Source organism: Flagellimonas oceani, assembly GCF_011068285.1.
Classification (GTDB): domain Bacteria; phylum Bacteroidota; class Bacteroidia; order Flavobacteriales; family Flavobacteriaceae; genus Flagellimonas; species Flagellimonas oceani.
This window is the reverse complement of record NZ_CP049616.1, coordinates 1,783,751-1,808,319: the sequence shown is the minus strand read 5'-3', so window position 1 is coordinate 1,808,319 and position 24,569 is coordinate 1,783,751. Positions and strand designations below refer to the sequence as shown.

Sequence of the window (24,569 nt, the reverse complement as noted above, 5' to 3'; positions counted from 1 at the left end):
CTTACATATAGTTAATTTTTATAAATAAAATTCGGAGCCTGTTGGTATTTGAAAGTATCATCCGTTAAGATTTCCATTTCTTTGGTTTCCCAATTCATCAGACCAATATGAAACTGGGATTGGTCATCATCAAAAAGTTCAATGGCGAGCCACTTTCCATCAGGACTCCAATCGTGCCACCCTTCATTTTGACTGTTTTCGGTCAATTTCCATGTTTTGCTGCCATCCAAGTTAACGGCATATAAGCTGTACTTGCCGTTTTGCTTACTTTGATATGTGACAAAGTCTTCGGTCTGATGTAGTTTGGGGGCTCCGGCACGATACCCAAATTTCCCGGCCGTGCTGTCTTGCTTGGGATAGTGGGTCAGTTGCTTTCTGTTTTTGCCGTCCACATCAATGATATAAAGTTCTTCGTCGAAGCCGTTAATTTCTTTGCGAACTGTTTTACCGCCTCTAAAAACGACCTGTTTGCCATTGTTAACAAATAGGGGGTCGGCCGCAAAAGCCAATCCCGTTTCCAATCGGTCGATGATGTTTCCTTTTTGGTCCAAAATGTAGAACGTATTTTCGGTGATCAATTTAGGTTTCACGATAAGTTCAGTGCCATCCTTTCTAGTGCTCATCCAACTGTCGGCCAACTCCAGTTCCGATACCTTTTGAACATTTTCTCCTTTAAAATTGCTTTTGTATAAGAAGTAGCAACGCTTGCAGGCCCCTCTATCCGAAATAAAATACAAGGTGTCCTCGTAGGAATAATACGTCCAATCCACAGGGTACAGATCTGTGATGTTGGTTTTGCCTGTACCATCAAGATTCATGGCATAAATCTCGTAGTTGTCAATATCCACATCCCTTAAAACGTTGTAGACCAGGCCCAATTCCCGTTGACTGTTTTCCTTTTCTGATTTACATGATAACAGCAACACTAAAAATCCAAGAATAGTAATTCCTTTAACCATGATATGTTTAGTTTGTTTAGAAAATTTTTACATGGCCTGAAGTTACTAAACTCTTCGAATTTTTAAAATATTGATCTACCCCTGAGTTTCGACTTCTTTAGTGGAGTAATATTGTTTTTTTAGCCAGAAGGAAACACGGACCAACAAAATCAGTGCGGGTACTTCCACCAAGGGCCCGATAACACCAGCAAACGCCTGTCCGGAATTCAATCCAAACACGGCAATGGCAACGGCAATAGCCAGTTCAAAGTTGTTTCCGGCAGCGGTGAACGCCACCGAAGCTGTTTTATCGTATTCGGCACCCATTGCTTTTGTGGTGAAAAAACCGATAATGAACATCAAGGCAAAATAAATCAACAAGGGAACTGCAATAATCAAAACATCCATGGGTATTTCAACAATCAGTTCTCCTTTCAATGAAAACATCACAACAATGGTGAAGAGCAGCGCAATCAATGTGATTGGGGAAATAGCTGGAATAAACTTTTCGGTGTACCAAGCTTCGCCTTTTGATTTCACAAGAATTTGTCGACTCAAAATACCCATCAAAAAAGGAATTCCAAGATAAATGGCCACACTCTCGGCAATGGTTCCGATGGAGATGTCGACAATGGCCCCATCAAACCCAAAATAGGGCGGAAGTATGGTAATAAAAATCCAAGCGTAAAAGCTATAGGCAAATACTTGAAAAACACTGTTCAGTGCCACTAACCCTGCACCGTATTCGCTGCTGCCTTCGGCCAGATCATTCCAAACCAAAACCATCGCAATGCACCGAGCCAAACCGATTAAAATAAGACCGACCATATACTCAGGATAGTCCCGTAAAAAAATGACGGCCAGCGCAAACATTAAAATGGGGCCCACAATCCAATTCAAAAAGAGTGAGATGGAGAGGATTTTGGTGTTTTTGAACACTTTGGGCAACAGGGAGTACTTTACCTTGGCCAAAGGTGGGTACATCATCAATATTAAACCAATGGCAATGGGAATATTGGTGGTTCCGCTGCTGAATGAGTTGACGAAATCGGGAAAGGTTGGAAAAAAGTAACCTATTATAACGCCCAAGATCATTGCCACAAAAATCCAAAGGGTCAAGTTTCTATCTAAAAAGCTCAATTTTTTGTTCGCCATTAGTGCTGAATTTGGGAAAAGACGTAAAACATTTCGGAGGCAATCTGTTTGCTTCGTTCGCGATATTTTTCAGCTTGCTGAGGTGTGTTGTCGAAAGCCTTCGGGTCTTCATAGGTGATTGGAATCCGTTTTTCGGCCCCTGGTACAAATGGGCAACCTTCATCCGCCTGCGAACAGGTCATAATGGCTGCAAAGTCGGACTTTGGGTTGAAATCATCATCCATCCGTTTGGAAAAAGCAATCACAGGATGTTCGTTTTCCGAAAACTTGATGGCGTAGACCGGGTTCTTTCCTTCGGAAAGTGTGTTTACTTCAAAACCTGAATTCGCTAGGGTAGAGGCTACCATAGGAAATAGTGCGGTCGCCTCCGTTCCACCAGAGTAGCAAGTAACGTTTTTAATTCCAAAATGATGCGCCATGGTCTGCGCCCAAATTTGGGACAAATGGCTCCTTCGGGAGTTGTGGGTGCAGATAAAGTTGATGTGAATGGATTCGCTGTCATCAACTTTTCCCTGAATATATTCCACAAGAGGAGACAGGATTTGTTTTCTCTCTTTTGAAATGGTTTCCGTTTCCAAATCGGAAATAAACTCGTTCAATACCGTGTAATGGGACATATTTTTCGTTTTTGGATTAGCAACAACCGCTTCCCGGAGCGCAGGTTTGTGTATTTTGAACTTCGGATAGTTCCACCTTTGGTTTTTTAGCAGGTACTCCGCATTGGTCTTTCGCCAAACAATCGGTTTGCTTGGTCGTCAACAAGAAGTTGGTTCCGTCAAAATCGAGGGCAAATTTCTCGATGGTCTGACCCTGGTATTCCACCTCCACCTCAAGATTTCCGATATCCAATGTTTTTTGTGACAATTCAATAATGTGGACCAATTTTTCGGGATGAAGCCTGTGGTCGTAATCATCCGCATTCCAAAGTTGAAAGTTGACCACTTCTTCGTGGCGAACCGTGCCGCCACAATCAATAAAGTGCTTGGTAATTTTGCCCACTTCGGTAACGTGGAAGTGCTTGGGAACCAACTCTCCGTTCGGCAATTGAAACCCAATGGTCTCCAAATGTTCTAGGGCTGATTTTACTTCTTCTAACCTCATATCTAAATTTATTTATTGCAATATTACGATTAATGAACTCAAATTTTTTTAGCAGCAATCCTTTTGATTCAGGTCTTGGTCCAGAAAATCGGACATCACGGCCTTCATTTTTTTCCAATTCTCGGCATCGATGCAATAACAAACACTGGTACCTTCCACATTGCCTTTGATGAGACCCAATTGCTTCAATTCTTTTAGGTGTTGCGAAATCGTGGGCTGGGCCAAACCGATTTCATCCACAAGGTCTCCACAAACACAGGCATTCAATTTGTACAAATATTGCAAAATGGCCACCCGGGCAGGATGCCCAAGAACCTTGGCATATTGCGCAATCTGGTTTTGCTTTTCGGTGAATATTTCAGTTTTGGTTAAGCCCATAATCATTATTTATTCATTGCAATATTACGATTAATGGTTTTATGACCCAAGAATTTTTGAAACTTATTTCATAATGATTTAAAAAATATACGCAAGTCCCTGTTATTCTTATTAAATTGCGTTATGCATATCCGTACATAACGATAATGATTTGTCCTTGAACGAAAAAACATATCTGGATTACAATGCGACCACACCGACGGATGCACGTGTGGTGCAGGCGATGCTGCCCCATTTCACCAACAATTTTGGCAATGCCAGTAGCGACCATTCTTTTGGCTGGTATGCCGATGATGCGGTGGAAACTGCTCGTAATCAGGTGGCAAAACTGGTCAACTGTAGGACTACGGAAATAACCTTTACTTCCGGTGCCACGGAAGCGGCCAATTTGGCCTTGTTCGGATTCTGTAAAAGGAATCGAAGCAAGGGAAACCACATCATTTCCTGCAAAACGGAACACAAAGCGGTATTGGATACCCTGAAAGCCTTGGAGGCCGATGGTTTCCAAGTCACTTATTTGAATGTGGACAGTCACGGAAACATTGACTTGAATGCGTTGGAAGAAGCCATAAACCCACCCACAATTTTGGTTTGCCTGATGCTGGCCAATAACGAAACCGGCTTGATTCACCCCATAAAAAACATCACAGCATTGGCAGACTCCAAAGGAGTGCCTGTAATGTCCGATATAACCCAAGCGGTTGGTAAAATACCCGTTGACTTACAAGATTTAGGAATTGACATAGCGATTTTTTCATCACACAAACTTTATGGCCCCAAAGGTGTTGGCGCGCTTTATTTGAACAAAAATAACAACATCGCTATCGATAAGCATCTTTTCGGTGGAAACCACGAAAAAGGGATTCGTCCAGGTACTTTAAATGTTCCTGGCGTTGTTGGTTTTGGCGAAGCCTGCAGCATTGCGCAAAACAGCTTGGATGAAAATCATCAAAAACTGGTAAGCCTTCAAAACCAATTGGAGCAAGAACTCTTGAACATAGAAGGGGCAACCATCAATTGCCGCAATGAAGCACGTTTGCCCAATACCACTAAGGTGTCGTTCAAAGGAGTGGATGGCACCAAGCTACTTCGCTATTTAAACACTTTGGCTGTATCCCGAGGTTCTGCCTGTACCGCCAATCAAGTCAATCCATCCCACGTGTTAAAAGCGATGGGCGTTGTAGACGATGTTGCTTTGGCCAGTTTACGGGTCAGCACAGGTCGCAATACTACTTCCGAAGATATCGAGAAGGCTGTTACAGAAATAAAAAAAGCTGTCAACCAACTAAAAACCATTTCCGTATGAGAGAGTTGGATGTCATTATAAAAAAATATCAAGAGCTGAAATCACGAGGTGTTCGCTGTATTTTGGCCACTGTGGTGCACGTTGATGGTTCTTCTTATCGCCGAGCAGGTGCACGGATGTTGGTGGACGAATATGGGAATATCACAGGGGCCATCAGTGGAGGTTGTTTGGAGGGGGATGCGCTCCGAAAAGCACTTTTTGCCTTGGACCGAATGGAAAATAAATTGGTCACCTACGATACGAGTGACGAAGATGATGCGGTAATCGGTGCACAATTGGGCTGCAACGGCATCATTCAGGTGCTTTTTGAGCCCATAGATTATACTGACGCGAAGAATCCCTGTGAGCTGCTGAGAACCGTTGCCGAACAAGAAGTCCCGATGGCGATTTCCGTGCTTTTTGATTTGGATAAAACCCAAAAACAACTTGGGACCATTTTGATTGCTGATGGAAAAGGAACCGTTGCAGGCAAGCAAATACCTGATGATTTGCACAAGCCCTTGCTTTTCAAAAGCAAAGAGGTTATTGACGGAGGTAATACGTGTTTTGGTGAAATGGAGTTCGATGGTGATAAGCTTTATGCATTTGTCCAGAAGCATCAACCACCGGTAAATCTGGTCCTGGTGGGAGCAGGGAACGATGCACAAGTTCTGGCTCAGCAAGCGGAATTGTTAGGTTGGAAGGTAATCATAACTGATGGACGTCCCACCCACGCCAGCAAAGAACGTTTTGTGGGGTCTTGCCAAGTGATTGTCGCAAAACCCGAAGAAACGCTACAGAATATCAAAATTGATCAACGAACCTGTTTTGTGCTGATGAGCCATAATTATAACTATGATTTGGCTGTCCTGAAGTTATTACTGGGTAAAACCGAGATACCCTATATCGGTATTCTTGGGCCTTTAAAAAAATATGAGCGTATGCTCAACGAGTTGGCTAATGATGGCATCGAAGTGTCAAAAGATGATCTGAACAAAATCCACGCACCCGTAGGATTGGAAATAGGAGCGGAGACCCCAGCCGAAATCGGATTGTCCGTTCTCGCAGAAATTCAAAGTGTGTTGAGGAATAAAAATGCCCGACCATTAAAGCAGAAAACCGAACCGATTCACGATACAACAGCAAATCAATTCCAAAAAATAAACCTTTGAGCACAGAAGCAAACATAGCAGTGGTCGTTTTGGCAGCAGGAGGTTCAACTCGTTTGGGACGGCCCAAGCAGCTCGTGGAATTCAAGGGAAAAACACTTTTGGAACATACGATGGACGAAGTTGGTATGCTCGGTTTTCAAAACAAGATTTTAGTGTTGGGTTCTCGTCACGAAGAGATTCTGGGAAGAATCGACACAAGCGAATTCAAAGTGGTCATTAATGGCGATTGGGAGCAAGGAATGGCATCCAGTATCAAAATAGGTTTGGAAACCGCATTGGCGGAAGAAAGAGAGTTAGATCACGTATTGTTTTTAGTGTCCGACCAACCCTTTTTGGAGCGCAAGAACTTAATCAAACTGGTGCATACGCAACTGACGAAGCGTCCCAAAGCAACCTACTCCCAATATGGAGATAGTATCGGGGTGCCGGCCATTTTTGGCAAGGCCGCATTTCCATTGTTGTTGCAATTGGAGGGAGACGAAGGTGCAAAGATACTATTGCAATTGGATGATTTCAATTTCTGTACGGAAACCTTTAAAAAGGGAGGTTTTGATGTGGATACCGAAGAAGATGTACAGCAACTAAAGCAAATGGAAGTATGACAGTAACCATAAAATATTTTGGTCTGGTGGCCGAAGCTGCCGATAAGTCAGAAGAAGTGATGGAACTCAAAGGACAACTTACCGCTTCGGAGCTAAAAACACAGTGCCTGAACGGACTTTCGATTGTGGATAAAGACTCGGTTCAGATTGCGGTAAATCAAAATTTGGATGATAAAACAACCCTAAAAGATGGGGATGAAGTGGCTTTGTTGCCACCGTTCGCGGGAGGATGAGTAGATACGACAGACAAATAAAACTCAAGGAAGTTGGGCCAGAGGGCCAGGAAAAGCTTCGCAATGCCAAGGTGTTGATTGTTGGTGTTGGAGGATTGGGCTGTCCTGCCGCAATGTATCTGGTCGGCGCAGGAGTGGGTACCATTGGTTTGATGGATCACGATAGGGTCGATAAGTCCAACCTGCATAGGCAAATCCTCTTTCAAGAGTTGGATATTGGGAAACCCAAAGCAATCGTTGCCAAGGAACGTCTGGAAAAACAGAACTCTGACGTACAGTTTGAAGTGTACGAAGAGCCGTTGACGATTGCAAACGCCGAGAAAATTATCAAGCAATACGATATGGTCTTGGATGGTACGGACAACTTTGAAACCAAGTATCTCATCAACGATTCTTGCCTATTGGCCGACAAACCTTGGGTTTTTGCCTCCATTTACAAAAATGAAGGACAATTGTCGGTCTTCAATTATAAGGACGGGCCCACCTATCGCTGTGTGTTTCCGAAAAGTACGCGAGAGAACATCAGTTGTGAGACCACAGGCGTACTGGGCGTGCTGCCAGGTATTTTGGGCAGCCTTCAAGCTGCTGAAGTTCTTAAAATAATCTTAGGCGCGGGAGAAGTATTGTCAGGCAAGCTAAAGTTGATAAATATGATGCGTGGCAGCGAGCAGACCATCAAAATAAACAAGCGCCCCGAAGAAGTGGACAAAATACGCAAGGAGGGCATAGCCCCTGTTTATATTGATTGCGATTTGAAAAATAAGGAACAATGGTACCTTGATGTTCGGGAAGTATTCGAGCAGCCCAAACCAAAAGGCAAAAAAGTACTGAGTATTCCTTTGAGCGATTTAACATTGCGATATCAAGAAATACCGAACAATGAGGAAGTTTTTGTATTCTGCCAGTCTGGAAAGCGAAGCAAAAACGCTATAGAAATCCTTAAAAATGAATTTGGCTTCCACAACCTTAAAAATGTGGAAGGCGGCATAGAAACAATTATTGATGGATAAGAAGAAACCAAAAAAAGTATTTGTACAAGGAGCGATTCCTCCCGAAAAAATAGCCAACTCGGTGGCCAATCACCAAAGCAAGACCAACATTGGAGCCCACAGTATTTTTCTGGGACAGGTGAGGGCCGACGAAGTGGACGGTAAAACCGTAACCGCTATCGATTATACGACCTATGAGGAAATGGCGGAAAAAGTGTTCCACGAAATTCGCGAGGCGGCTTTTTCCAAGTTTGACATTACCTGTGCCCATATTTACCACAGTTTGGGTAAGGTGAAGGTTGGGGAATTGTGTTTGTTTGTGTTCACATCGTCGGCACATCGAAAAATTACTATTGAGGCCACAAACTTTTTTGTGGAGGAAATCAAGGCAAAAGTGCCTGTATTCGGTAAAGAGATTTTTGAGGACGAAACCCACCAATGGAAAGTAAATAAGTAAATGGTAGACATTACACATAAACAAACTACTTTGCGGGAAGCCACCGCGGAAGCTATCGTAAAAACGAGTAGTCAGGCTACGATTGATGCCATACAAAACAACGCCGTTCCCAAAGGAAATGTGTTTGAAATGGCGAAGGCCGCCGGGTTGTTGGGCGTCAAAAAAACGCCGGACCTGTTGCCCGATTGCCATCCGTTGCCCATTGAGTACACTGGAATCGATTATGAAATCGATGGTTTGGACATCATCATTTCGATGACGGTAAAAACCATTTACAAAACAGGCGTTGAGGTAGAGGCGATGCACGGGGCCAGCGTTGTGGCACTCACGATGTACGATATGCTCAAACCGATTGACAAAAATGTTGAAATCAGTACCATTCGTCTCAAAACGAAAAAAGGAGGAAAATCCTCTTTCAAAATCAATTCAGAAGGGTTGACTGCGGATGTTGTTGTTTGTTCCGATACCATTTCCAAAGGAAAAGGCGAGGACAGGGCAGGAGAGGCTATCATCGAGAAATTGAAGGCTTTGGGAGTGGTATCTCAAAAAAGCATTATTCCCGATGAAGCTGAGGAAATCATCAAAAAAGTAGAACATACCATTGCAGACTTGTTGATTTTCACAGGAGGAACGGGTGTGGGGCCGCGTGATGTCACCCCACAGACCTTGGAACCTATGTTGGACATCAAACTAAAAGGAGTAGAAGAACAAATGCGTAGCTACGGGCAAAACCGTATGCCGTATGCGATGTTCTCGCGTTCCATCGCGGGCATCAAGGACGGTAAACTCATTCTGGCACTACCGGGTTCCACCAAAGGTGCAGCAGAATCGATGGATGCGATTTTCCCCCATGTGCTGCACGCATTTAAAGTGATAGAAGGAAAAAGACATGATTGACAAAAAACCACAAATAATCGACAATTTTGGTAGGCCACATACCTATCTCCGCATTTCGTTGACGGATAGATGCAACCTGCGGTGTTTTTACTGCATGCCCGAAGAAGGGATTGAGCTGATGGAAAAACCTAGCATCATGACGCTGGAGGAAATCATCGAAATGACTCGTACATTCCGGGATTTGGGGGTGGATACGGTGCGTTTGACAGGCGGCGAACCTTTGGTTCGGAAAAATTTTGGCTATTTGGTCGAAGAGCTGGCCAAACTGGGCGTTACCTTAAAATTGACCACCAACGGCATTGTGCTTGATAAATACCTAGAACTCTTTCAGAAAATTGGGCTGCGTAAAATCAACTTTAGTCTGGATACCCTGGACAAGGCCAAATCCATTTTCATCACAAAGCGGGATTATTACGAACGCATCATGCGGAACCTAAATATGGCGTTGGACATGGATATGGACCTCAAAATCAATATTGTTCTGATCAAAGGGGTGAACGACAATGAAATCAATGATTTTATTGCTTTAACCAAGGATAAAAAAATTACGCCCAAGTTCATCGAGTTTATGCCTTTTAAGGGCAACAAATGGGATTGGAGCAAGGGCGTGTCCAAGGAAGAAATCTTAAAGACCGTTAGCGGCAAGTTCGGTGAAATAGAAACCCTCGATAATCCAAAACACAGTACTTCCACCAACTTTAGGGTAAAGGGCCACAAAGGCAGTTTTGGCATTGTGAGCACCATTACCAATCCGTTTTGTGATGAATGCAACCGTATTCGTTTGACGGCGGATGGGAAAATGAAAAATTGTCTCTTTGCCACCTCCGAAACCGACTTGCTGACCCCGTTTCGCAACGGAGAGCCCATTGAAAACATCATTTTGGAAGCCATTAAATCCAAAAAACATTCCAGGGATGGCATGGATGTAAAAATGGATGCCGACCATTATGAGCAAAACCGTTCCATGATTTCAATAGGAGGCTAATGGTTACGATTGAAGAAGCACTTCGCATCATTGAAGACCAAAAGATTGAACTAAAAAGCGAATCCAAGCCTTTGGAGGAGGCACTCGGCTTTGCCTTGGCAGCCCATACGGCTGCACCATTTGATGTGCCTGAGTTTGACAATTCCGCGATGGACGGATATGCCCTTTGTGGGCTTTATCAACAGTATCAACTGGTAGGAGAAGTGGCTGCTGGTGATTCCAAGGATATTGCGTTGCAAGAAGGCGAGGCCGTTCGCATTTTTACGGGCGCCAAGGTGCCCCAAAACACTACGGCGGTCATGATGCAGGAGAAAACCTCGATGAAAGAGCGCACGTTGTTTCTTGATGAGATGCCCAAAGCAGGGCAAAATGTTCGGGAAAAAGGAGGTCAATTGAAAGAGGGACAAGCGGTGTTTGCAAAAGGACATATGTTGAACCCACCCTCCTTGGCGTTGATGGGCAGTTTGGGGTTGTCAACACTGGAAGTATTTTCCAAACCGCGTGTCAACATCATCACAACGGGAAACGAATTGGTAAAACCGGGCAACCCCAAAACCAAGGGACAAATCTATGAATCCAACAGCTATGCAATTGCGGGAGCACTGCAGCAATTTGGGTTTCAGCACCATCAAAAAATACAGCTTCAAGATGATTTTGAAGCCACAAAGGCAGGGATTAAAACGGCTTTGGAATCTTGCGATGTGTTGATTATCTCTGGCGGAATATCGGTTGGAGATTATGATTTTGTAAAACAATCCCTCGAAGAAAATGGAGTCAATGAGTTGTTTTACAAGGTGTTTCAGAAGCCTGGGAAGCCGCTTTATTTTGGTCGAAAGCAAAATCAGTTTGTGTTTGCCTTGCCAGGGAATCCAGCTTCGTCATTGACCTGTTTTTATGTGTACGTGCTTCCGCTGCTTCAAAAATTATCAGGATATTCCAAAACCGGTTTACCGACCTATCAGTTCCCAATAAAGCATGCTTTTGAAAATCGTTTTGGACGTCCTTCCTTTCTAAAAGCTGCGGTCATAGATGGAAAAGTAGCCATTTTGGACGGTCAAGGTTCCTCAATGATTCAATCCATGGCCCAAGGCAATGCACTTGCTTTTGTGGAAGATGGCGAAGTTTTGAAAAAGGGTGATTTGATGAAGTGTAAGCTAATTTCCTGATTGATGAGCGTTGAATACTTACCCATCGTTTTTTTTCTGATTGCACTCTTTTATAGCTCCGTAGGATTTGGAGGTGGGTCGAGTTATTTGGCGATTTTAAGCCTTTTCCTCACCGATTTTTATGAAATCCGCTCTATTGCCCTCATTTTAAACATCTGTGTGGTCGCCATCGGGACTCTGGTTTTTATTCGCAATCGGGTTTTTGATCTCAAGTTGTTCTGGCCCTTTTTGGCCATGAGCATTCCTTTTGCTTATCTCGGTGCTCAAATACGTCTGTCCCAAACCACATTCTTCTTGATTTTGGGCGCAGCCTTGGTAATGGCCGGATTCTTCATGTTACTTCGCTTTGCAAAGAAAAAACTGGATTCAAAGAAGTTTTCTAATCCAAAGAAGTTGGCGCTTGGTGGCGGCATTGGCTTACTTTCCGGAATATCTGGTATAGGTGGCGGTATTTTTTTATCGCCAGTGCTTAACCTGCTCAAATGGGAAAACCCAAGAGTGGTCGCTTCGCTGGCATCCGTGTTCATCTTAGTGAACTCCATTGCTGGTTTGATTGGCCTGAATATGGCGGGAACCTTCCAACTGAACAACGATTTGATGCTACAATTGATTGTTGCCGTTGTGATTGGTGGAAGTATTGGTTCTTATTTATCCAACAAACGGTTCAATCTGAAGTTTTTGGGCGTGCTAACCAGTATTTTGGTGCTGTATGTGGGTTTTCGGTTGATTCTACTTCACGGATTCGGTATCAAGATCTAAATCAGCCCCAACATTTCTTCAGTATGTTGTTCCAAGGTTGCTTGAATCTTGTCGCTCATGTTTTGAAAGGCAGCAAGTACTTTTTTCCCCCTTTCCGTCAATTCGGCACCGCCGCCTTGGGTACCGCCCTTGTGCAGTTCCACGTAGGGTTGTTGGCCTCTTTGGTTCATATCTTCCACCATGGACCAGGCTTTGCGGTAGGACATGCCCATATCTTTCGCGGCTTTGGACAGGGAACCGTTTTTATCGATCATCACCAACAATTGCGCCCTTCCCGGACCAAAAAACTTTTTTCCATCAATATCTATCCAGCAGCGGTTGCGCAGTTCTTTTTTAGTTTTCATAACGTTTAAATTTAAGCATCTATACGGTAAATAGAATATTCATTCCAAATAAAAAATATAGGATAATGTTGTTCTTATTTAAACAAAACGTATTGCATCATTCTTTTTCGAATGATGTTTAACTGTTTGTTATCCAACGGTAATGTCTTACCTTTATTTACAGTGTACCGTATTCAAAACATAATTATATCCCTTCTCTTTTTTATTCTGTCAATTGTTGCCCTTGCACAGGAACGGGCAGCCAAAGGGACAGAAGGTCTGCATTTACTTGAAAATATCCACCTACAATTGAATAAAACGGCCTTTTTAAAGGGAGAGCACATATGGTTCAAGGCATATGTTCAAAATCAGAATCAACATTTACCATCCTTGGCAACTAAAAACCTACATGTAGGAATTTTTTCAAAAGATGGAAGCATGCTGACAAAAAAGATGTTTTTAGTACGCAATGGTGTTTCTTATGGTGATTTTAAAGTTGATTCAACTTTTGTTGAGGATTCATATACCATAATGGCCTGGACCAACTACATGAAGAATTTTGAGTTTACTATTCCTTTTCTTCAAAATATAGAAATCATTGGAGTAGCGGAACAATCAGAATCAAAGAACAAAGGTGGCATCACGATTTTAGTTTATCCCGAAGGTCAACAAATTGTAGCGAACACCTACAATAATGTTGGCTTTAAGATTTTTAACCAAGCCTTACAACCAATAAGTGCAAAAAAAATACAACTGATTACGGGAAAAGGTGAACTAATACAGTCAAATATTCAAACAAACCAATTGGGGCAAGGTAGGTTTGGTTTCTTTGCCGAACGAACCGAAACCTATTTTTTGAAATTACAAAATCCAAACGGTCTTTGGATTGCCAAGGAGTTGGAAGTTAAACCACACCATGGAATAGGAATAAGCATCGATAATACAGCAAAGCATGTTGTTGTACTAAACCCCAAACGGTTTAAATCTATTTTAAATAACGAGAAATTTTCTATGGCTATCTATAACCATGTAAACGGAAATTATGTTTATCGTTATGAGCTTGATGGAGATAGCGGACCCATTTCCGTAAATCGCAATCAAATCCCTGGCGGAATCAATACAGCGGTGATTTTGGATGAAACTATGAGACCCATTTCACAACGTATGTTCTTTAATAGACAAAATTTGAAGGAAAGGGTAGGCTCTGTAGATGTAAGCTATTGTTTAAACAAACCTCAAGATTCCTTACAGATAGATATGATACTTCCTCAAGGGCATCAAATGGCCAATTTAAGTTTGTCGGTTTTACCCGCTGAATCAAATGCATACTTTCCTGATAATTCCATAGCCTCTTCTTTTTTGATTCAGCCTTATCTCCATAAACGTATTGAAGGCCGCTATTTTTTTGTTGGCAATAAACGTTCAAGGGATTATCAAATGGACACCAGATTACTTATGGAAGGAGCCGAAAGGTTTGACCAGTATATCAAAGCAGGAAATGCTAAAAATAGCACTTACAAACATGAAGAGGACATTGCTTTCAACGGTAAGATTTTGGATGCCGACCTCGAAAACGAAAAACAAGTTTCGTTGTTTTCCCAAGCATTGGGTACAATCAATTTTTTTGAGCTCTCAACCAACAAGAATTTTGAAGGAAACCTGCCTTTGTTTGAGGGGGATTCCATAATGATCAGCGTACTGAACCACAAAGGAAAACTTAGAAAACCAAAAGCAGAACTCTATTTTGATGATAACAATGCAGATACTTTTGATTATACCAAATGGTTGAGCAAAGCGGGCCGGTTTAAATCAGGGTTTTCGCAATTAAGAATGAATGAAAGTTTTAGTCTTACGGATGGAATCATATCTCTGGATGAAGTGGTAGTTTCGGAAAGAGCAAAGGAGACTACAAAGTTTCAAATAACTCCTGAAATTCAAATGAGAATCATTGATAAAACAACCGTGAAACGGTATCCAAGTTTTATAAGCTACATACGAAAATTAGGGTTTCAAACACGTCCCAATAGTAAAGAAGGAGGTGTTGGTGTTTATGTTCCCGACCCTCCTGGCCTAGCCCGAGTGCCTGTTTTAATAGAAGGACTTCCGGTTGATTCGGGACAACTTATGTCCATGCCCCTTTCCATGGTAAAATCAATGGTTTATAATAGGTATGTAACTCCTCATCAAGGACCATTTATTTCCTTGTCATTACGGTCTGATTATGATGGATTATACGGAAGGAACCGGTTCACAAGTATTACTGTACCAAAAGGATTCAGTAGGGCACAAGCCTATTTTGCTCCAAATTACCCGGATTATGGTTCATCGTTATATCAAAGATATGGTGCCATTTGGTGGGAAAGTCAATTTGAGATACACTCAGATGTCCCATATTCAATTACAGTTCCTTTAAATGAACAGCGGGAGGTAAAGGTTATAATTGAAGGAATGTCCATCAATGGTTTTTTATATTATACAGAACAAAACTGCAGTCCTTTTGAAACCAATTATTCATCCAATCAACAAGAATAATTCCGTAATGGATTGTTTTCAACGACATACATCATTAAAAATAAAAACCCGCAACATTGGTTGCGGGCTTTTTTGCGGAGGAAGAGGGATTCGAACCCCCGGAGGTGTGACCCTCAACAGTTTTCAAGACTGCCGCATTCGACCACTCTGCCATTCCTCCTAAGCGGGTGCAAATATATAAAGCTTTTTCGTATCCCAAAAGACCTTTTTGTATTATTGTTTAATTCATTGGTACAATTCGTTTTACATCAGTCAAATAAAAGTTTGCAAAAATCAGTATGTCCGTTCAAAACAATGGTCATACCTTTGTTTTTATGCTCGAGTGGTACCATTATTTACTATTGATTGCAGTAGGTTTTGCCGTAGGTTTCATAAATACGGTAGCCGGGGGCGGCTCCCTACTTTCCTTGCCCACACTTATCTTTTTGGGATTGCCACCGGCTGTTGCAAACGGTACCAATCGGGTCGCCATCGTAATCCAAACTGCCATGGGCACAGCTGGTTTTAGGAGCAAGGGCATTTCTACATATCCATTTAATGTGTATTTGGGTATTTCGGCCTTTTTGGGTGCTATAATCGGGGCTTATATTGCGGTGGATATAGACGGGGAAACCTTTAACAGAATCTTGGCCATAGTGATGATAGCCGTAGTGCTCATCATCATTTTTAAACCCAAAATGCGGGTGGAAGAGATGCAGGAAAGGCTCACTGGCAAATACCTTTGGGCAGCGTTGATCGTATTCTTTTTTTTTGGTATTTACGGAGGTTTTATCAATGCGGGTCTTGGATTTTTAATGATGCTTTTTTTGCATTACTTTAATCAAATGAACCTGGTAAGGTCCAATGCAACCAAGGTGGCCGTGGTTTTTATCTATATGTTGGCCGCTTTGGCGGTTTTTGTATTTAATGATAAGGTCAACTGGAAACTAGGGCTTGTACTTGCCATTGGTAATGGTTCGGGCGCTTGGTTTGCCAGTAGGTTCTCCGTAAAAAAAGGGGACGGATTCATAAGAACATTTTTAGTCATTGCCGTAGTCTTGATGGCCATCAAACTATGGTTCTTTTAAATAAAATTTAATATGCCGGGATTTGAACTTTTTGGGGATAAGGAAAGAAAGGAAGTACAGGACGTAATGGACTCAGGGGTGCTGATGCGCTACGGGTTCGATGGCATGCGGAACGGACATTGGAAAACCAAAGAACTTGAAGCAGGATTGTCCGAGCGCATGCAATCCAAATACGCACATGCCGTGAGCAGCGGTACGGCCGCATTGACGGTAGCCCTTGCCAGTGCAGGTGTTGGGGCAGGGGATGAGGTAATCATGCCCACTTTTACATTTGTGGCCAGCTTTGAATCTATTTTGGCATTGGGAGCAGTTCCTGTTCTGGTCGATATTGATGATACCCTCACATTAAACCCCGAAGCGGTGGAAAAGGCCATCAATCCAAAGACCAAGGTGGTAATGCCCGTGCACATGTGCGGTTCCATGGCCAATTTGAACGCCCTCAAAACCATTTGTGACAAACATGGGTTATTGTTGCTGGAAGATGCCTGTCAGGCCATCGGGGGAACCTATAATGGCAAGCCGCTTGGCAGTATTGGCGATTTGGGCTGCTTTTCTTTTGATTATGTAAAAACCATTACCTGCGGAGAAGGCGGTGCCCTAATTACAAATAACAAGAAATACTATGAGAATGCACACAAGTATTCCGATCACGGTCATGATCACATCGGAAACAATAGGGGAGCGGAGGAACATCCGTTTTTAGGCTATAATTTCCGAATCTCCGAGATGAACGCCGCCGTAGGTGTGGCCCAATTGGCCCGTTTGGATGAGTTTTTGGCTATCCAAAAAAGGAATTATACCATTTTAAGGGAGGCCTTATCAGATATTCCCGAAGTAGTTTTTAGGACTGTTCCCAAAGGAGGCGTGGAGAACTATTCTTTTCTGAATTTCTTTATGCCAACTGAAGATTTGGCGCAAACAGCCCATCAAGAACTGATTGAAGCAGAGGTCGATGGCTGTTTTTATTGGTACGATAACAATTGGCATTATTATAAGAAATGGGAGCATTTGATCCAGAAAAAGTCTTTGGGAAAATTGCCAAAGGATGTCCTTGAGGCATTGCCCGATTACAGCAAAGCTGATTTTTCGGAATCCGACAAATGGATGTCGCGGAACATCTCTTGCTTGATCAAATTGGGTTGGTCCGAAGAGGAAGTGGCCGAACGAGCCAAAAAAATGGTAGAAGCGGTTAAGGCATCGTTGTAAACCGTCAATAGGTCAAACCATGGAACAGGATGCTACTATTTGACTCTTGAATTTGAAATTATTGTTTAGTAATTGACGTACTCCACAATCTCCAGACCGTATCCTACCATGCCCACACGTTTGGTCTGGCCCGAGTTCGTCAATAATCTAATTTTGGATATATTAATGTCGTGCAGAATTTGCGCCCCAATACCAAAGTCCTTGTGATCCATCTCAACTTTAGGGGCCTTGGTGATGCCCTCGCCCTGTAGTTTTTTGAATTCCGACAATCTGTTCAACAAATTCATGGATTGGTTTCCTTGATTAATAAAAATCATGGCACTCTTTTCCTCTTTGTTCAGCGCATCGAACATTTGCTGAAGCGCCTCGTCCGGATTATTGGTCAAGGTGCCCAGGATATCGTTGTTCACCAAGGTAGAGTTGATACGGGTCAATACAGGTTCCCCTGATTTCCAGTTTCCTTTTAACAACGCAATATGGACTTGATCGTTGGTGGTTTGTTTATAGGCCCGTAACCGGAATTCGCCAAACCGTGTTTTTATGGTAAAGGCTTCTTTGAGCTCTATCAAACTGTCGTGTTCCATTCGGTAGGCGATCAAATCCTCGATGGAAACAATTTTAAGGTCGAATTTCTTGGCAACTTCCATCAATTGGGGCAATCGCGCCATGGAACCGTCTTCGTTCATGATCTCCACGATAACTCCAGCAGGTTCCAATCCCGCCAGTCGGGCAAAGTCAATGGCTGCTTCGGTGTGTCCGGTTCGTCGCAATACGCCTCCTTCTTTGGCAATCAATGGAAAAATATGTCCAGGTCTGGCCAACTCATGGGGTTTTGTGTCCTTATCTGTGAGCGCTAGCACGGTTTTGGCCCTATCGCCGGCGGATATTCCGGTGGTCACTCCTTTTCCCCTTAAATCAACCGATACGGTAAATGCGGTTTCCAAAGGATCCGTGTTGTGGTTCACCATTTTATGAAGTCCCAAATCTTTACAGCGCCCTTCTGTTAGTGGAGCGCAGATAAGACCGCGACCATGGGTGGCCATAAAATTGATGGTCTCGGGGGTTATCAATTCGGCAGCTGCCAAAAAATCACCTTCGTTTTCCCGATTTTCATCATCCACCACTATAATTACCTTACCATCCCTAATATCGGCAATGGCTTCTTCTATGGCATTCAGTTGTACTTTCTTATCCTTGGCGATCATTGGTCTTCAGCTTCTTTTTCTTTCTTTTTAAATAATGATTTGATGCGGTCGATAAAATGACCAAACCCTACCAATCCTTTATCGGCAGTGGCCCTTCTGGTGAGCGATATGCCCAAGGGCAGCATGATCATAGTGGGCAACCAAGCTCCAATAGCGGGATGAATATTGCCCTCCTTGGCATAATTGCCGGCAAAAACCCCGATAAAATAGTAGGTCAAAAATAGGATAATCGCAACAACCATGGGCAGACCCAATCCGCCTTTACGGATGATGGCGCCCAAAGGTGCCCCCACAAAAAATAGTATGATGCACGAAAGTGCAAGCGCGTATTTTTGGTGTAGGGACAAAATATGGCTGTTATAAAATTTATATCGGCTCTGGAGTTCTTGCTTTTTGGAATCGACCGTGTTAATGATGCTGGAAACCTCGTTCAATGCCTTTTTCATTACTTGAATCTGTTCCCATTGTTCTAAACCGGACACAAATTGGTCAATGGTTTCTATGGAATCCCGTTGGATGGTGTCCTTTGCCTTTATAAGCTCCAATTTTTGTTGTGTAGTGTCTATGGGTGCCTTAACAGGAAAGGCTCCCATGCGGTTTACCACGTTTTTGGAAAATGCCGTAACTTTTTCGAGGTTGTTTTCACGTAGCGAATCGATGTCTTTGATGAGGCGGCCAACATTTTTCATTTTGTTGGTGGTGATGTTCTGGTCCTCTTCCAAATCTTGGTCGTTGAGTTCCGAAATGTCAATATTGATGGTGTAGGTATCAAAATTGGATTTTGCAAAGGGTTGTTTGCGTTTTTCCTGGGCGTCTTTTTTTACGATTTCTTCGTAGTAATTCCCATCTTTCAGGACCAATTGTATGATGTCGGATTCCTCGCTACTGATCAACTCGCCAGCTTTTGCCTTGATGACGGTGTTATTGATGTTCTGGTCGGTCTTCTTGTGAATAATCACATTGTCCAGGAATCGGTCCTGTTCCCCATATTTCTTGTCCACTTTAATGTTCATTCCCTGTCCGGTTCCCTCAAAATCGCTAAAAACACCTTCGGTAATTGCCGCGGCTGGCTTTACCTTGGCGATGTTCCGTCTAAGGTTGAACATTTTTTGTTCGGATTTTGGGATAACATCATTGGCAAAAAAGAAGGTCACCAATCCCAAGAACAAAACAAATACGATAAGGCTGCGCATCCCTCTTTGTAGGGATATCCCGGAAGCTTTCATGGCGGCGAACTCATAGTTTTCCGCAAACGTACCAAAGGTAAGGATAGAGGAGAGGAGTACTGTGAGGGGCAGCACCTTGTCCACCAATGTGGGAATAAAGTAAAAAATAAACTTGCCAATAATGACCATGCCCAGTCCCTTTCCAGCTAAATCATCGATGAAAAGCCATATTCCCTGAAAAATGAATATGACGATCAGGATGAAAAAGGAACTGAAGAAGTTGTAAAGAAATCTTCTTAGTATATACTGGTCAAGTATTTTCAATGCCTAGTTTCTTATGATGTAGTACCCTTTGTCCTCGTACTTTTTCTCGTCAAAGGTAAACAGAGTACTCGATATGGGCTGATTGGTTTTGAAAGAATTAACGGTAATAGTGGTTTTGGTACCATTGCTTCCCGTTTGGATCAGCTTGTAGATGTGTTTTGTTTGCGTATCGATTCCCAAAAGCACTGATTTGATCTCGGTATTGGAATCAATCGGAATCAATTTTACGTATTGAATTTTCCTGCCTCCCACATTTTGAAGGATGTCCCATTCGTAATTATGCCCCGTTTTGTAAAAGGTCAACATTTTGGAAGGGCTTACGTTGTCGTTGTCCTCGTTAACATCCTCAATGGTAACCTCTTCGTTTTCGGGCACTACGGTGTAGACTTTTTTGCCATCGTACATTTGCTTGGCCCCAAAATAGTTCAGTAGGTACTTTTCACCGTCCAAGGTCACGTTTCCGTTGGTTTCCTGTTTTAGATTTGCCTCTGTGTTCTCCAAAGTGGATTGGAAATCAATATAAATGTTATCGTAGCTCTGTACTTTGTTGTACACCTCGTCCAACAAAGCTTTTGCTTTACCTGAGTTTTGCCCGTAAGAAAATAGTCCAACGGCAAACAATGTTATAAAAAGAATACTTTTCTTGATCATGATTTTATTTTGCTTCATTTTCTAATAATTGATCTAAGGCATACATATCGGGGACCAAAACCTGTCGGGCCTTACTGCCTTCAAACGGCCCAACAATTCCGGCAGCTTCTAATTGATCTATGATTCTACCGGCACGATTGTATCCCAATTTTAATTTTCGTTGGATCAAAGAGGCGGAACCTTGCTGTGCGGTAACGATAACCTCGGCAGCTTCCCGGAACATGGCATCCCTGTCCTCGATATCATTATCAAGACTTGTGCCAGATTCTTCACCTACATACTCTGGCAGCAAGTGGGCTTCCGGATAGGCACGCTGTGATCCAATGTAATCGGTGATTTTTGCCACTTCGGGCGTGTCCACAAAGGCACACTGAAGCCTTGTAACGTCGTTTCCTTGGGTGTAGAGCATATCTCCGCGACCAATCAACTGGTCGGCCCCTTGGGCGTCCAAAATGGTTCTGGAGTCAATTTTTGAAGTTACCCTGAACGCAATCCGCGCCGGGAAGTTGGCCTTTATGATACCCGTAATCACGTTTACCGAAGGTCTTTGCGTGGCAATGATCAAGTGAATACCGATGGCACGTGCCAACTGTGCCAATCTGGCAATGGGTGTTTCCACTTCTTTGCCAGCTGTCATGATCAAATCGGCGAACTCATCTATCACCAAAACAATGTAGGGGAGAAATTTGTGCCCGTCGTTCGGGTTGAGCTTTCTCGCCTTGAACTTTACATTATACTCTTTAATATTACGTACCATAGCTGTTTTTAGCAGCTCGTAGCGGTTGTCCATTTCAATACAGAGCGAGTTCAATGTGTTGATTACCTTGGTGTTGTCCGTTATGATGGCCTCATCGGAATCTGGCAATTTGGCCAAGAAATGACGCTCAATTTTATTGTAGAGGGTCAATTCCACCTTTTTGGGGTCAACAAATATAAATTTGACCTCCGCTGGATGCTTTTTGTAGAGGAGGGAAGTAATGACGGCATTTAGACCCACGGATTTACCTTGACCGGTGGCACCTGCCATGAGCAAGTGGGGCATTTTGGCCAAATCCACCACAAATGTTTCGTTGCTGATGGTTTTTCCGAACGCAATCGGCAGTTCCATCTCTGCCTTTTGGAATTTGTTCGATGCAATCACCGAGCGCATGGAAACGATGGTGGCGTTTTTGTTCGGTACCTCGATACCCACGGTTCCTTTTCCGGGAATAGGGGCGATGATTCGGATACCCAATGCAGCCAATGACAAAGCGATGTCGTCTTCTAAGTTTTTGATCTTGGAGATTCGGATTCCGGCCTCTGGTACAATCTCGTATAGGGTTACGGTCGGACCAATGGTCGCTTTGATCTGCGCAATCCCAATTTTATAGTTTTTGAGGGTGCTTACAATTCGGTTTTTGTTCTCCTCTAGTTCTTCTTGATTGATGGTGATCCCACCGGAAGCCCCATGTGCTTCGAGCAGGTCCATGGTCGGGAATTTGTAGTTGCCCAATTCCAATTTGGGGTCAAATTCGCCAAAATCCTCTACCAGTTTGGCTGCTTTGGCATCGGTTTCCTCTTCCTCGACCGGAGTTTCCTCAACTTTTAATGCAATATCGGATTCCTCCTCTTCTGGAATGTTGACATCGAGCCCAGCTTCATCCAAAGGAGGAATATCCTTTTTATGGGTGTAAGTGTCCACTTTTTCGGGAACCGTATCTTCCGTGGTCAATATAAGACCATCTTCTTCATCTTCAATCGGGGATTCCTTGGTTTGATGAGTAGCGGGCTCTTCTTTAAAGTCCGATTTGATTTTTTGACTTTGTCGTTTGAAGAAATTGGCGAATCCCTCGGGCGTGAAATTGAACAATCGCACCAAGATTACCATCAAAACAAATATGAGGATCAAGAACACACCGATTTTTCCCGTGTAATCCTGAAGGAAATCGTTCATTTCATAACCGATAAGACCTCCCAACAATGGAAAGTCAGCAGCAAAAAAGCCAAGTGCAATGGATCCCCAGATGACTCCGACCAGTCCCCAAATCCATTTGTAGATCAATCGTTTGCCGTCCAATCCAAGAAATAGATAGAGCCCGGTAATGGCCAATAGGACCGGGAACACAAAAGAGGCGAGCCCAAATCCACGGTACATAAAAAAGTGGCTTACGTTGGCCCCAAATTTATTGAGCAAATTACTGGCTTCGGCATTGCGGTCCGCAAATTGGGACAGCATGCTCTGATCCTCCTGCCATGTAAAATAGAATGACATAAAGGAGAAGAAAAGCGCAATGCTGAGAACGATCAAAAGACTACCGAAAATAATCTTGTTCTGCTTGGAAGGCTTGAACGAGCGCTTCGTTTTGGCAGTGGCGGTAGTTTTTTTTGTTTTTGATTTTGTTCTTTTTTTGGCCATTAATCGATTTTAAGCGGGGCTAAGTTACAAATTTACGTTGCTACTGCGGGTGTCGGATTTTACTAAAAAATCTTCGGCACATAAATGATCAGGCCTATAATACTCGCCAGGACCGACACTATCATAACGGCTCCTGCGGAAATATCTTTTATCAAACCAATCTTGGGGTCCAAATTGGGCTGGATGTAGTCGCATATCTTTTCTATGGCGGTATTCACACCTTCTACGCCCATTACCAAACCAATGGCCAATATCTGGGCCATCCATTCGGTGTTGGAAATTTGAAAGTAGAAGCCAAAGGCCGTTACGATAAGTGCGATAAAGAACTGGATCTTAATACTGGGCTCCGTCCGCAACAACAGTAACATGCCCCTTAGGGCAAACCCAACACTTTTGATCCTGTTCCGTAAAAAAGATTCCTTAGGCATCCATCAACGCTTCGAGAGCGGCTTTATAATTGGGTTCGTCGACAGTTTCCGATACTTGTTCGGAGTGAACGACCTCACCATTTTCGTTGATAACGACCACAGATCTTGATAAAAGGCCTTGCAATGGACCATCGGTAAATGCAACATTGTAGGCTTTTCCAAAATTGCCATCCCTAAAATCGGAGAGCGTTTCTACCTTATCAATGCCCTCCGAACCGCAAAAACGCGCTTGTGCGAATGGCAAATCCTTGGAAATGCACAATATTTTGGTGTTCTCCAATTCTGCGGCCTCTTGGTTAAACTGGCGCACGGATTGTGCACAAGTTCCCGTATCGATGCTTGGAAAAATATTAAGAACGACCTTTTGACCTTTGTAATCGGATAGGCTAGTGGTGGATAGGTCGGTTTTTACCAAAGTAAAGTTAGGGGCTTGGGAACCATTTTTTGGAAGGTCGCCAAGTGTGTGAATTTCATTTCCTTTAAGTGTAACAGTTGCCATAATCGTAGTTTTGATTCGAGACCAAAAATACTAAAAAAACCTTCCCGAAGACTGTTACGGGAAGGTTCTTACCATTAATAGTTATGACAATGTCCGTTACTTGTCTATTGACCCGAGTACTCGTGACATGAAACCATTGAGTGCTTCCTTTTTGGGAGTACCGTTCTTGATTTCATGGGTCACTTCGATGGCTCCGTACAGATTGGAGATCAATTCCCCGATCATGTCCAGTTCCTCATCTTTTAAGCTGGAAACCTCACAGACGCTTTCCAAGGTATCGGCAGTTTCCTGCAAGTAGTCCTCATCGTGCTCCTCGGCAAAATTGACCAATTGTTTAATTATGGGCAACTTCATGGATCAAGTCTTTTAAAACATCATACTTATTGGTCTGCACCTGATTCTTCAACGATCCTTTTGAAAAAGCGGCGAAGGTGGGCAGATTGTCCACATTGGCCAGTTTTCTGGATTCCGGGAATTTTTCGGCATCGACCATAACAAAGGTTACGTTCTCGTTCAAAGACGCTTCCTTTTTGAACTTTGGCTTCATGATCCTGCAGTTGCCGCACCAAGATGCGCTGTACTGCACCACCACGTTGTCATTGTTGGCAATGACCTCGCTTAAATTGTCTTTGTCCAATTCTACGATCATAGCGCTC

At 43.1% G+C, this 24,569-nt stretch carries 27 protein-coding genes and 1 tRNA gene; 13 read left to right on the top strand and 15 right to left on the bottom strand.

Annotated elements, in window-relative coordinates; translation table 11 throughout:
* Nucleotides 1-11: 11 nt before the first annotated feature.
* From GVT53_RS08410 to GVT53_RS08390, 5 genes are all read right to left on the bottom strand, one after another.
* Nucleotides 12-959 carry a TolB family protein gene (locus GVT53_RS08410; RefSeq protein WP_166248235.1) on the bottom strand — a complete coding sequence of 316 codons (948 nt, stop codon included), beginning with the start codon at nucleotides 957-959 and terminating at the stop codon, nucleotides 12-14.
* Nucleotides 960-1,034: 75 nt separating this feature from the next.
* Nucleotides 1,035-2,093 carry an ACR3 family arsenite efflux transporter gene (arsB, locus tag GVT53_RS08405; protein WP_166248234.1) on the bottom strand — a complete coding sequence of 353 codons (1,059 nt, stop codon included), beginning with the start codon at nucleotides 2,091-2,093 and terminating at the stop codon, nucleotides 1,035-1,037.
* Nucleotides 2,093-2,710: an arsenate-mycothiol transferase ArsC gene (locus tag GVT53_RS08400; RefSeq protein ID WP_166248233.1), complete on the bottom strand. Its 618-nt coding sequence runs from the start codon at nucleotides 2,708-2,710 to the stop codon at nucleotides 2,093-2,095. The genes arsB and GVT53_RS08400 overlap by 1 nt, the downstream gene beginning before the upstream one ends.
* Before the next feature lie 16 nt (nucleotides 2,711-2,726).
* Complete coding sequence (locus GVT53_RS08395; RefSeq protein WP_166248232.1) at nucleotides 2,727-3,194, bottom strand: DUF6428 family protein; 468 nt, start codon at nucleotides 3,192-3,194, stop codon at nucleotides 2,727-2,729.
* 48 nt (nucleotides 3,195-3,242) lie between these two features.
* Nucleotides 3,243-3,572, bottom strand: a complete 330-nt coding sequence (locus GVT53_RS08390; RefSeq protein WP_166248231.1) for an ArsR/SmtB family transcription factor — start codon at nucleotides 3,570-3,572, stop codon at nucleotides 3,243-3,245.
* Between the two features lie 151 nt (nucleotides 3,573-3,723).
* On the opposite strand from GVT53_RS08390, the gene GVT53_RS08385 reads away from it, so the two are divergent.
* From GVT53_RS08385 to GVT53_RS08340, 10 genes are read left to right on the top strand one after another with little or no spacing between them, the layout of a single operon-like run.
* Entirely contained in the window at nucleotides 3,724-4,878 is a 1,155-nt protein-coding gene (locus GVT53_RS08385; RefSeq protein WP_166248230.1) for a cysteine desulfurase family protein, read from the top strand.
* Complete coding sequence (locus tag GVT53_RS08380) at nucleotides 4,875-6,029, top strand: XdhC family protein (RefSeq protein ID WP_166248229.1); 1,155 nt, start codon at nucleotides 4,875-4,877, stop codon at nucleotides 6,027-6,029. Before GVT53_RS08385 ends, GVT53_RS08380 begins: the two co-directional genes overlap by 4 nt.
* Nucleotides 6,026-6,631, top strand: coding sequence for a nucleotidyltransferase family protein (locus tag GVT53_RS08375; protein WP_166248228.1), 606 nt, complete (start codon nucleotides 6,026-6,028; stop codon nucleotides 6,629-6,631). Before GVT53_RS08380 ends, GVT53_RS08375 begins: the two co-directional genes overlap by 4 nt.
* Entirely contained in the window at nucleotides 6,628-6,864 is a 237-nt protein-coding gene (locus tag GVT53_RS08370; RefSeq protein WP_166248227.1) for a MoaD/ThiS family protein, read from the top strand. Before GVT53_RS08375 ends, GVT53_RS08370 begins: the two co-directional genes overlap by 4 nt.
* On the top strand, nucleotides 6,861-7,874 hold the full coding sequence (locus GVT53_RS08365) for a HesA/MoeB/ThiF family protein (RefSeq protein ID WP_166248226.1): 1,014 nt from the start codon (nucleotides 6,861-6,863) through the stop codon (nucleotides 7,872-7,874). Before GVT53_RS08370 ends, GVT53_RS08365 begins: the two co-directional genes overlap by 4 nt.
* Complete coding sequence (locus tag GVT53_RS08360; protein ID WP_166248225.1) at nucleotides 7,867-8,310, top strand: molybdenum cofactor biosynthesis protein MoaE; 444 nt, start codon at nucleotides 7,867-7,869, stop codon at nucleotides 8,308-8,310. Before GVT53_RS08365 ends, GVT53_RS08360 begins: the two co-directional genes overlap by 8 nt.
* Nucleotides 8,311-9,207: a bifunctional molybdenum cofactor biosynthesis protein MoaC/MoaB gene (gene moaCB, locus GVT53_RS08355; RefSeq protein WP_166248224.1), complete on the top strand. Its 897-nt coding sequence runs from the start codon at nucleotides 8,311-8,313 to the stop codon at nucleotides 9,205-9,207.
* On the top strand, nucleotides 9,200-10,192 hold the full coding sequence (gene moaA, locus GVT53_RS08350; RefSeq protein ID WP_166248223.1) for a GTP 3',8-cyclase MoaA: 993 nt from the start codon (nucleotides 9,200-9,202) through the stop codon (nucleotides 10,190-10,192). Before moaCB ends, moaA begins: the two co-directional genes overlap by 8 nt.
* The gene (locus GVT53_RS08345) at nucleotides 10,192-11,358 is read left to right on the top strand and encodes a molybdopterin molybdotransferase MoeA (protein WP_166248222.1); all 1,167 of its coding nucleotides are present in this window, start codon (nucleotides 10,192-10,194) and stop codon (nucleotides 11,356-11,358) included. The genes moaA and GVT53_RS08345 overlap by 1 nt, the downstream gene beginning before the upstream one ends.
* Before the next feature lie 3 nt (nucleotides 11,359-11,361).
* The gene (locus GVT53_RS08340; protein WP_166248221.1) at nucleotides 11,362-12,117 is read left to right on the top strand and encodes a sulfite exporter TauE/SafE family protein; all 756 of its coding nucleotides are present in this window, start codon (nucleotides 11,362-11,364) and stop codon (nucleotides 12,115-12,117) included.
* Here the strand turns inward: GVT53_RS08340 and GVT53_RS08335 are convergent.
* A complete protein-coding gene (locus tag GVT53_RS08335; protein WP_166248220.1) occupies nucleotides 12,114-12,461 on the bottom strand; it encodes a winged helix-turn-helix domain-containing protein in 348 nt (115 codons plus the stop codon). The genes GVT53_RS08340 and GVT53_RS08335 overlap by 4 nt on opposite strands.
* Before the next feature lie 417 nt (nucleotides 12,462-12,878).
* Between GVT53_RS08335 and GVT53_RS08330 the strand changes: the two genes are divergently transcribed.
* On the top strand, nucleotides 12,879-14,972 hold the full coding sequence (locus tag GVT53_RS08330) for a hypothetical protein (protein WP_166248219.1): 2,094 nt from the start codon (nucleotides 12,879-12,881) through the stop codon (nucleotides 14,970-14,972).
* Between the two features lie 75 nt (nucleotides 14,973-15,047).
* Here the strand turns inward: GVT53_RS08330 and GVT53_RS08325 are convergent.
* Nucleotides 15,048-15,132 (bottom strand) — tRNA-Ser (locus GVT53_RS08325).
* Between the two features lie 154 nt (nucleotides 15,133-15,286).
* Here GVT53_RS08325 and GVT53_RS08320 point away from each other — a divergent pair.
* Together GVT53_RS08320 and GVT53_RS08315 are read left to right on the top strand one after the other, a co-directional pair.
* The gene (locus GVT53_RS08320) at nucleotides 15,287-16,039 is read left to right on the top strand and encodes a sulfite exporter TauE/SafE family protein (protein ID WP_166250443.1); all 753 of its coding nucleotides are present in this window, start codon (nucleotides 15,287-15,289) and stop codon (nucleotides 16,037-16,039) included.
* Nucleotides 16,040-16,051: 12 nt separating this feature from the next.
* A complete protein-coding gene (locus GVT53_RS08315; protein WP_166248218.1) occupies nucleotides 16,052-17,245 on the top strand; it encodes a DegT/DnrJ/EryC1/StrS family aminotransferase in 1,194 nt (397 codons plus the stop codon).
* A gap of 65 nt (nucleotides 17,246-17,310) precedes the next feature.
* On the opposite strand, the gene ribB is transcribed toward GVT53_RS08315, so the two are convergent.
* From ribB to GVT53_RS08275, 8 genes are all read right to left on the bottom strand, one after another.
* A complete protein-coding gene (ribB, locus tag GVT53_RS08310) occupies nucleotides 17,311-18,450 on the bottom strand; it encodes a 3,4-dihydroxy-2-butanone-4-phosphate synthase (protein ID WP_166248217.1) in 1,140 nt (379 codons plus the stop codon).
* Nucleotides 18,447-19,940: an LptF/LptG family permease gene (locus tag GVT53_RS08305; RefSeq protein WP_166248216.1), complete on the bottom strand. Its 1,494-nt coding sequence runs from the start codon at nucleotides 19,938-19,940 to the stop codon at nucleotides 18,447-18,449. The genes ribB and GVT53_RS08305 overlap by 4 nt, the downstream gene beginning before the upstream one ends.
* 3 nt (nucleotides 19,941-19,943) lie before the next feature.
* Nucleotides 19,944-20,591: an outer membrane lipoprotein periplasmic chaperone LolA1 gene (gene lolA1 / locus GVT53_RS08300; RefSeq protein ID WP_166250442.1), complete on the bottom strand. Its 648-nt coding sequence runs from the start codon at nucleotides 20,589-20,591 to the stop codon at nucleotides 19,944-19,946.
* Nucleotides 20,592-20,595: 4 nt separating this feature from the next.
* Nucleotides 20,596-22,986, bottom strand: coding sequence for a DNA translocase FtsK (locus GVT53_RS08295; protein WP_166248215.1), 2,391 nt, complete (start codon nucleotides 22,984-22,986; stop codon nucleotides 20,596-20,598).
* Between the two features lie 62 nt (nucleotides 22,987-23,048).
* Nucleotides 23,049-23,414, bottom strand: a complete 366-nt coding sequence (locus tag GVT53_RS08290) for a diacylglycerol kinase family protein (RefSeq protein WP_166248214.1) — start codon at nucleotides 23,412-23,414, stop codon at nucleotides 23,049-23,051.
* Nucleotides 23,407-23,913 (bottom strand): thiol peroxidase, encoded by a 507-nt coding sequence (gene tpx, locus GVT53_RS08285; protein WP_166248213.1) that lies wholly within the window; start codon nucleotides 23,911-23,913, stop codon nucleotides 23,407-23,409. Before tpx ends, GVT53_RS08290 begins: the two co-directional genes overlap by 8 nt.
* 96 nt (nucleotides 23,914-24,009) lie before the next feature.
* Nucleotides 24,010-24,267 carry a DUF6952 family protein gene (locus tag GVT53_RS08280; RefSeq protein WP_166248212.1) on the bottom strand — a complete coding sequence of 86 codons (258 nt, stop codon included), beginning with the start codon at nucleotides 24,265-24,267 and terminating at the stop codon, nucleotides 24,010-24,012.
* On the bottom strand, nucleotides 24,248-24,562 hold the full coding sequence (locus tag GVT53_RS08275) for a thioredoxin family protein (RefSeq protein WP_166248211.1): 315 nt from the start codon (nucleotides 24,560-24,562) through the stop codon (nucleotides 24,248-24,250). Before GVT53_RS08275 ends, GVT53_RS08280 begins: the two co-directional genes overlap by 20 nt.
* Between the last annotated feature and the right edge of the window lie 7 nt (nucleotides 24,563-24,569).

Bases quoted from the DNA above. Each gene is read 5' to 3' on its own strand.
- GVT53_RS08410 (WP_166248235.1), bottom strand. From the start codon at position 959: ATGGTTAAAGGAATTACTATTCTTGGATTTTTAGTGTTGCTGTTATCA.
- arsB (WP_166248234.1), bottom strand. From the start codon at position 2,093: ATGGCGAACAAAAAATTGAGCTTTTTAGATAGAAACTTGACCCTTTGG.
- GVT53_RS08400 (WP_166248233.1), bottom strand. From the start codon at position 2,710: ATGTCCCATTACACGGTATTGAACGAGTTTATTTCCGATTTGGAAACG.
- GVT53_RS08395 (WP_166248232.1), bottom strand. From the start codon at position 3,194: ATGAGGTTAGAAGAAGTAAAATCAGCCCTAGAACATTTGGAGACCATT.
- GVT53_RS08390 (WP_166248231.1), bottom strand. From the start codon at position 3,572: ATGGGCTTAACCAAAACTGAAATATTCACCGAAAAGCAAAACCAGATT.
- GVT53_RS08380 (WP_166248229.1), top strand. From the start codon at position 4,875: ATGAGAGAGTTGGATGTCATTATAAAAAAATATCAAGAGCTGAAATCA.
- GVT53_RS08370 (WP_166248227.1), top strand. From the start codon at position 6,628: ATGACAGTAACCATAAAATATTTTGGTCTGGTGGCCGAAGCTGCCGAT.
- GVT53_RS08365 (WP_166248226.1), top strand. From the start codon at position 6,861: ATGAGTAGATACGACAGACAAATAAAACTCAAGGAAGTTGGGCCAGAG.
- GVT53_RS08360 (WP_166248225.1), top strand. From the start codon at position 7,867: ATGGATAAGAAGAAACCAAAAAAAGTATTTGTACAAGGAGCGATTCCT.
- moaCB (WP_166248224.1), top strand. From the start codon at position 8,311: ATGGTAGACATTACACATAAACAAACTACTTTGCGGGAAGCCACCGCG.
- moaA (WP_166248223.1), top strand. From the start codon at position 9,200: ATGATTGACAAAAAACCACAAATAATCGACAATTTTGGTAGGCCACAT.
- GVT53_RS08345 (WP_166248222.1), top strand. From the start codon at position 10,192: ATGGTTACGATTGAAGAAGCACTTCGCATCATTGAAGACCAAAAGATT.
- GVT53_RS08340 (WP_166248221.1), top strand. From the start codon at position 11,362: ATGAGCGTTGAATACTTACCCATCGTTTTTTTTCTGATTGCACTCTTT.
- GVT53_RS08335 (WP_166248220.1), bottom strand. From the start codon at position 12,461: ATGAAAACTAAAAAAGAACTGCGCAACCGCTGCTGGATAGATATTGAT.
- GVT53_RS08330 (WP_166248219.1), top strand. From the start codon at position 12,879: ATGCTGACAAAAAAGATGTTTTTAGTACGCAATGGTGTTTCTTATGGT.
- GVT53_RS08320 (WP_166250443.1), top strand. From the start codon at position 15,287: ATGCTCGAGTGGTACCATTATTTACTATTGATTGCAGTAGGTTTTGCC.
- GVT53_RS08315 (WP_166248218.1), top strand. From the start codon at position 16,052: ATGCCGGGATTTGAACTTTTTGGGGATAAGGAAAGAAAGGAAGTACAG.
- ribB (WP_166248217.1), bottom strand. From the start codon at position 18,450: ATGATCGCCAAGGATAAGAAAGTACAACTGAATGCCATAGAAGAAGCC.
- lolA1 (WP_166250442.1), bottom strand. From the start codon at position 20,591: ATGATCAAGAAAAGTATTCTTTTTATAACATTGTTTGCCGTTGGACTA.
- GVT53_RS08295 (WP_166248215.1), bottom strand. From the start codon at position 22,986: ATGGCCAAAAAAAGAACAAAATCAAAAACAAAAAAAACTACCGCCACT.
- GVT53_RS08290 (WP_166248214.1), bottom strand. From the start codon at position 23,414: ATGCCTAAGGAATCTTTTTTACGGAACAGGATCAAAAGTGTTGGGTTT.
- tpx (WP_166248213.1), bottom strand. From the start codon at position 23,913: ATGGCAACTGTTACACTTAAAGGAAATGAAATTCACACACTTGGCGAC.
- GVT53_RS08280 (WP_166248212.1), bottom strand. From the start codon at position 24,267: ATGAAGTTGCCCATAATTAAACAATTGGTCAATTTTGCCGAGGAGCAC.
- GVT53_RS08275 (WP_166248211.1), bottom strand. From the start codon at position 24,562: ATGATCGTAGAATTGGACAAAGACAATTTAAGCGAGGTCATTGCCAAC.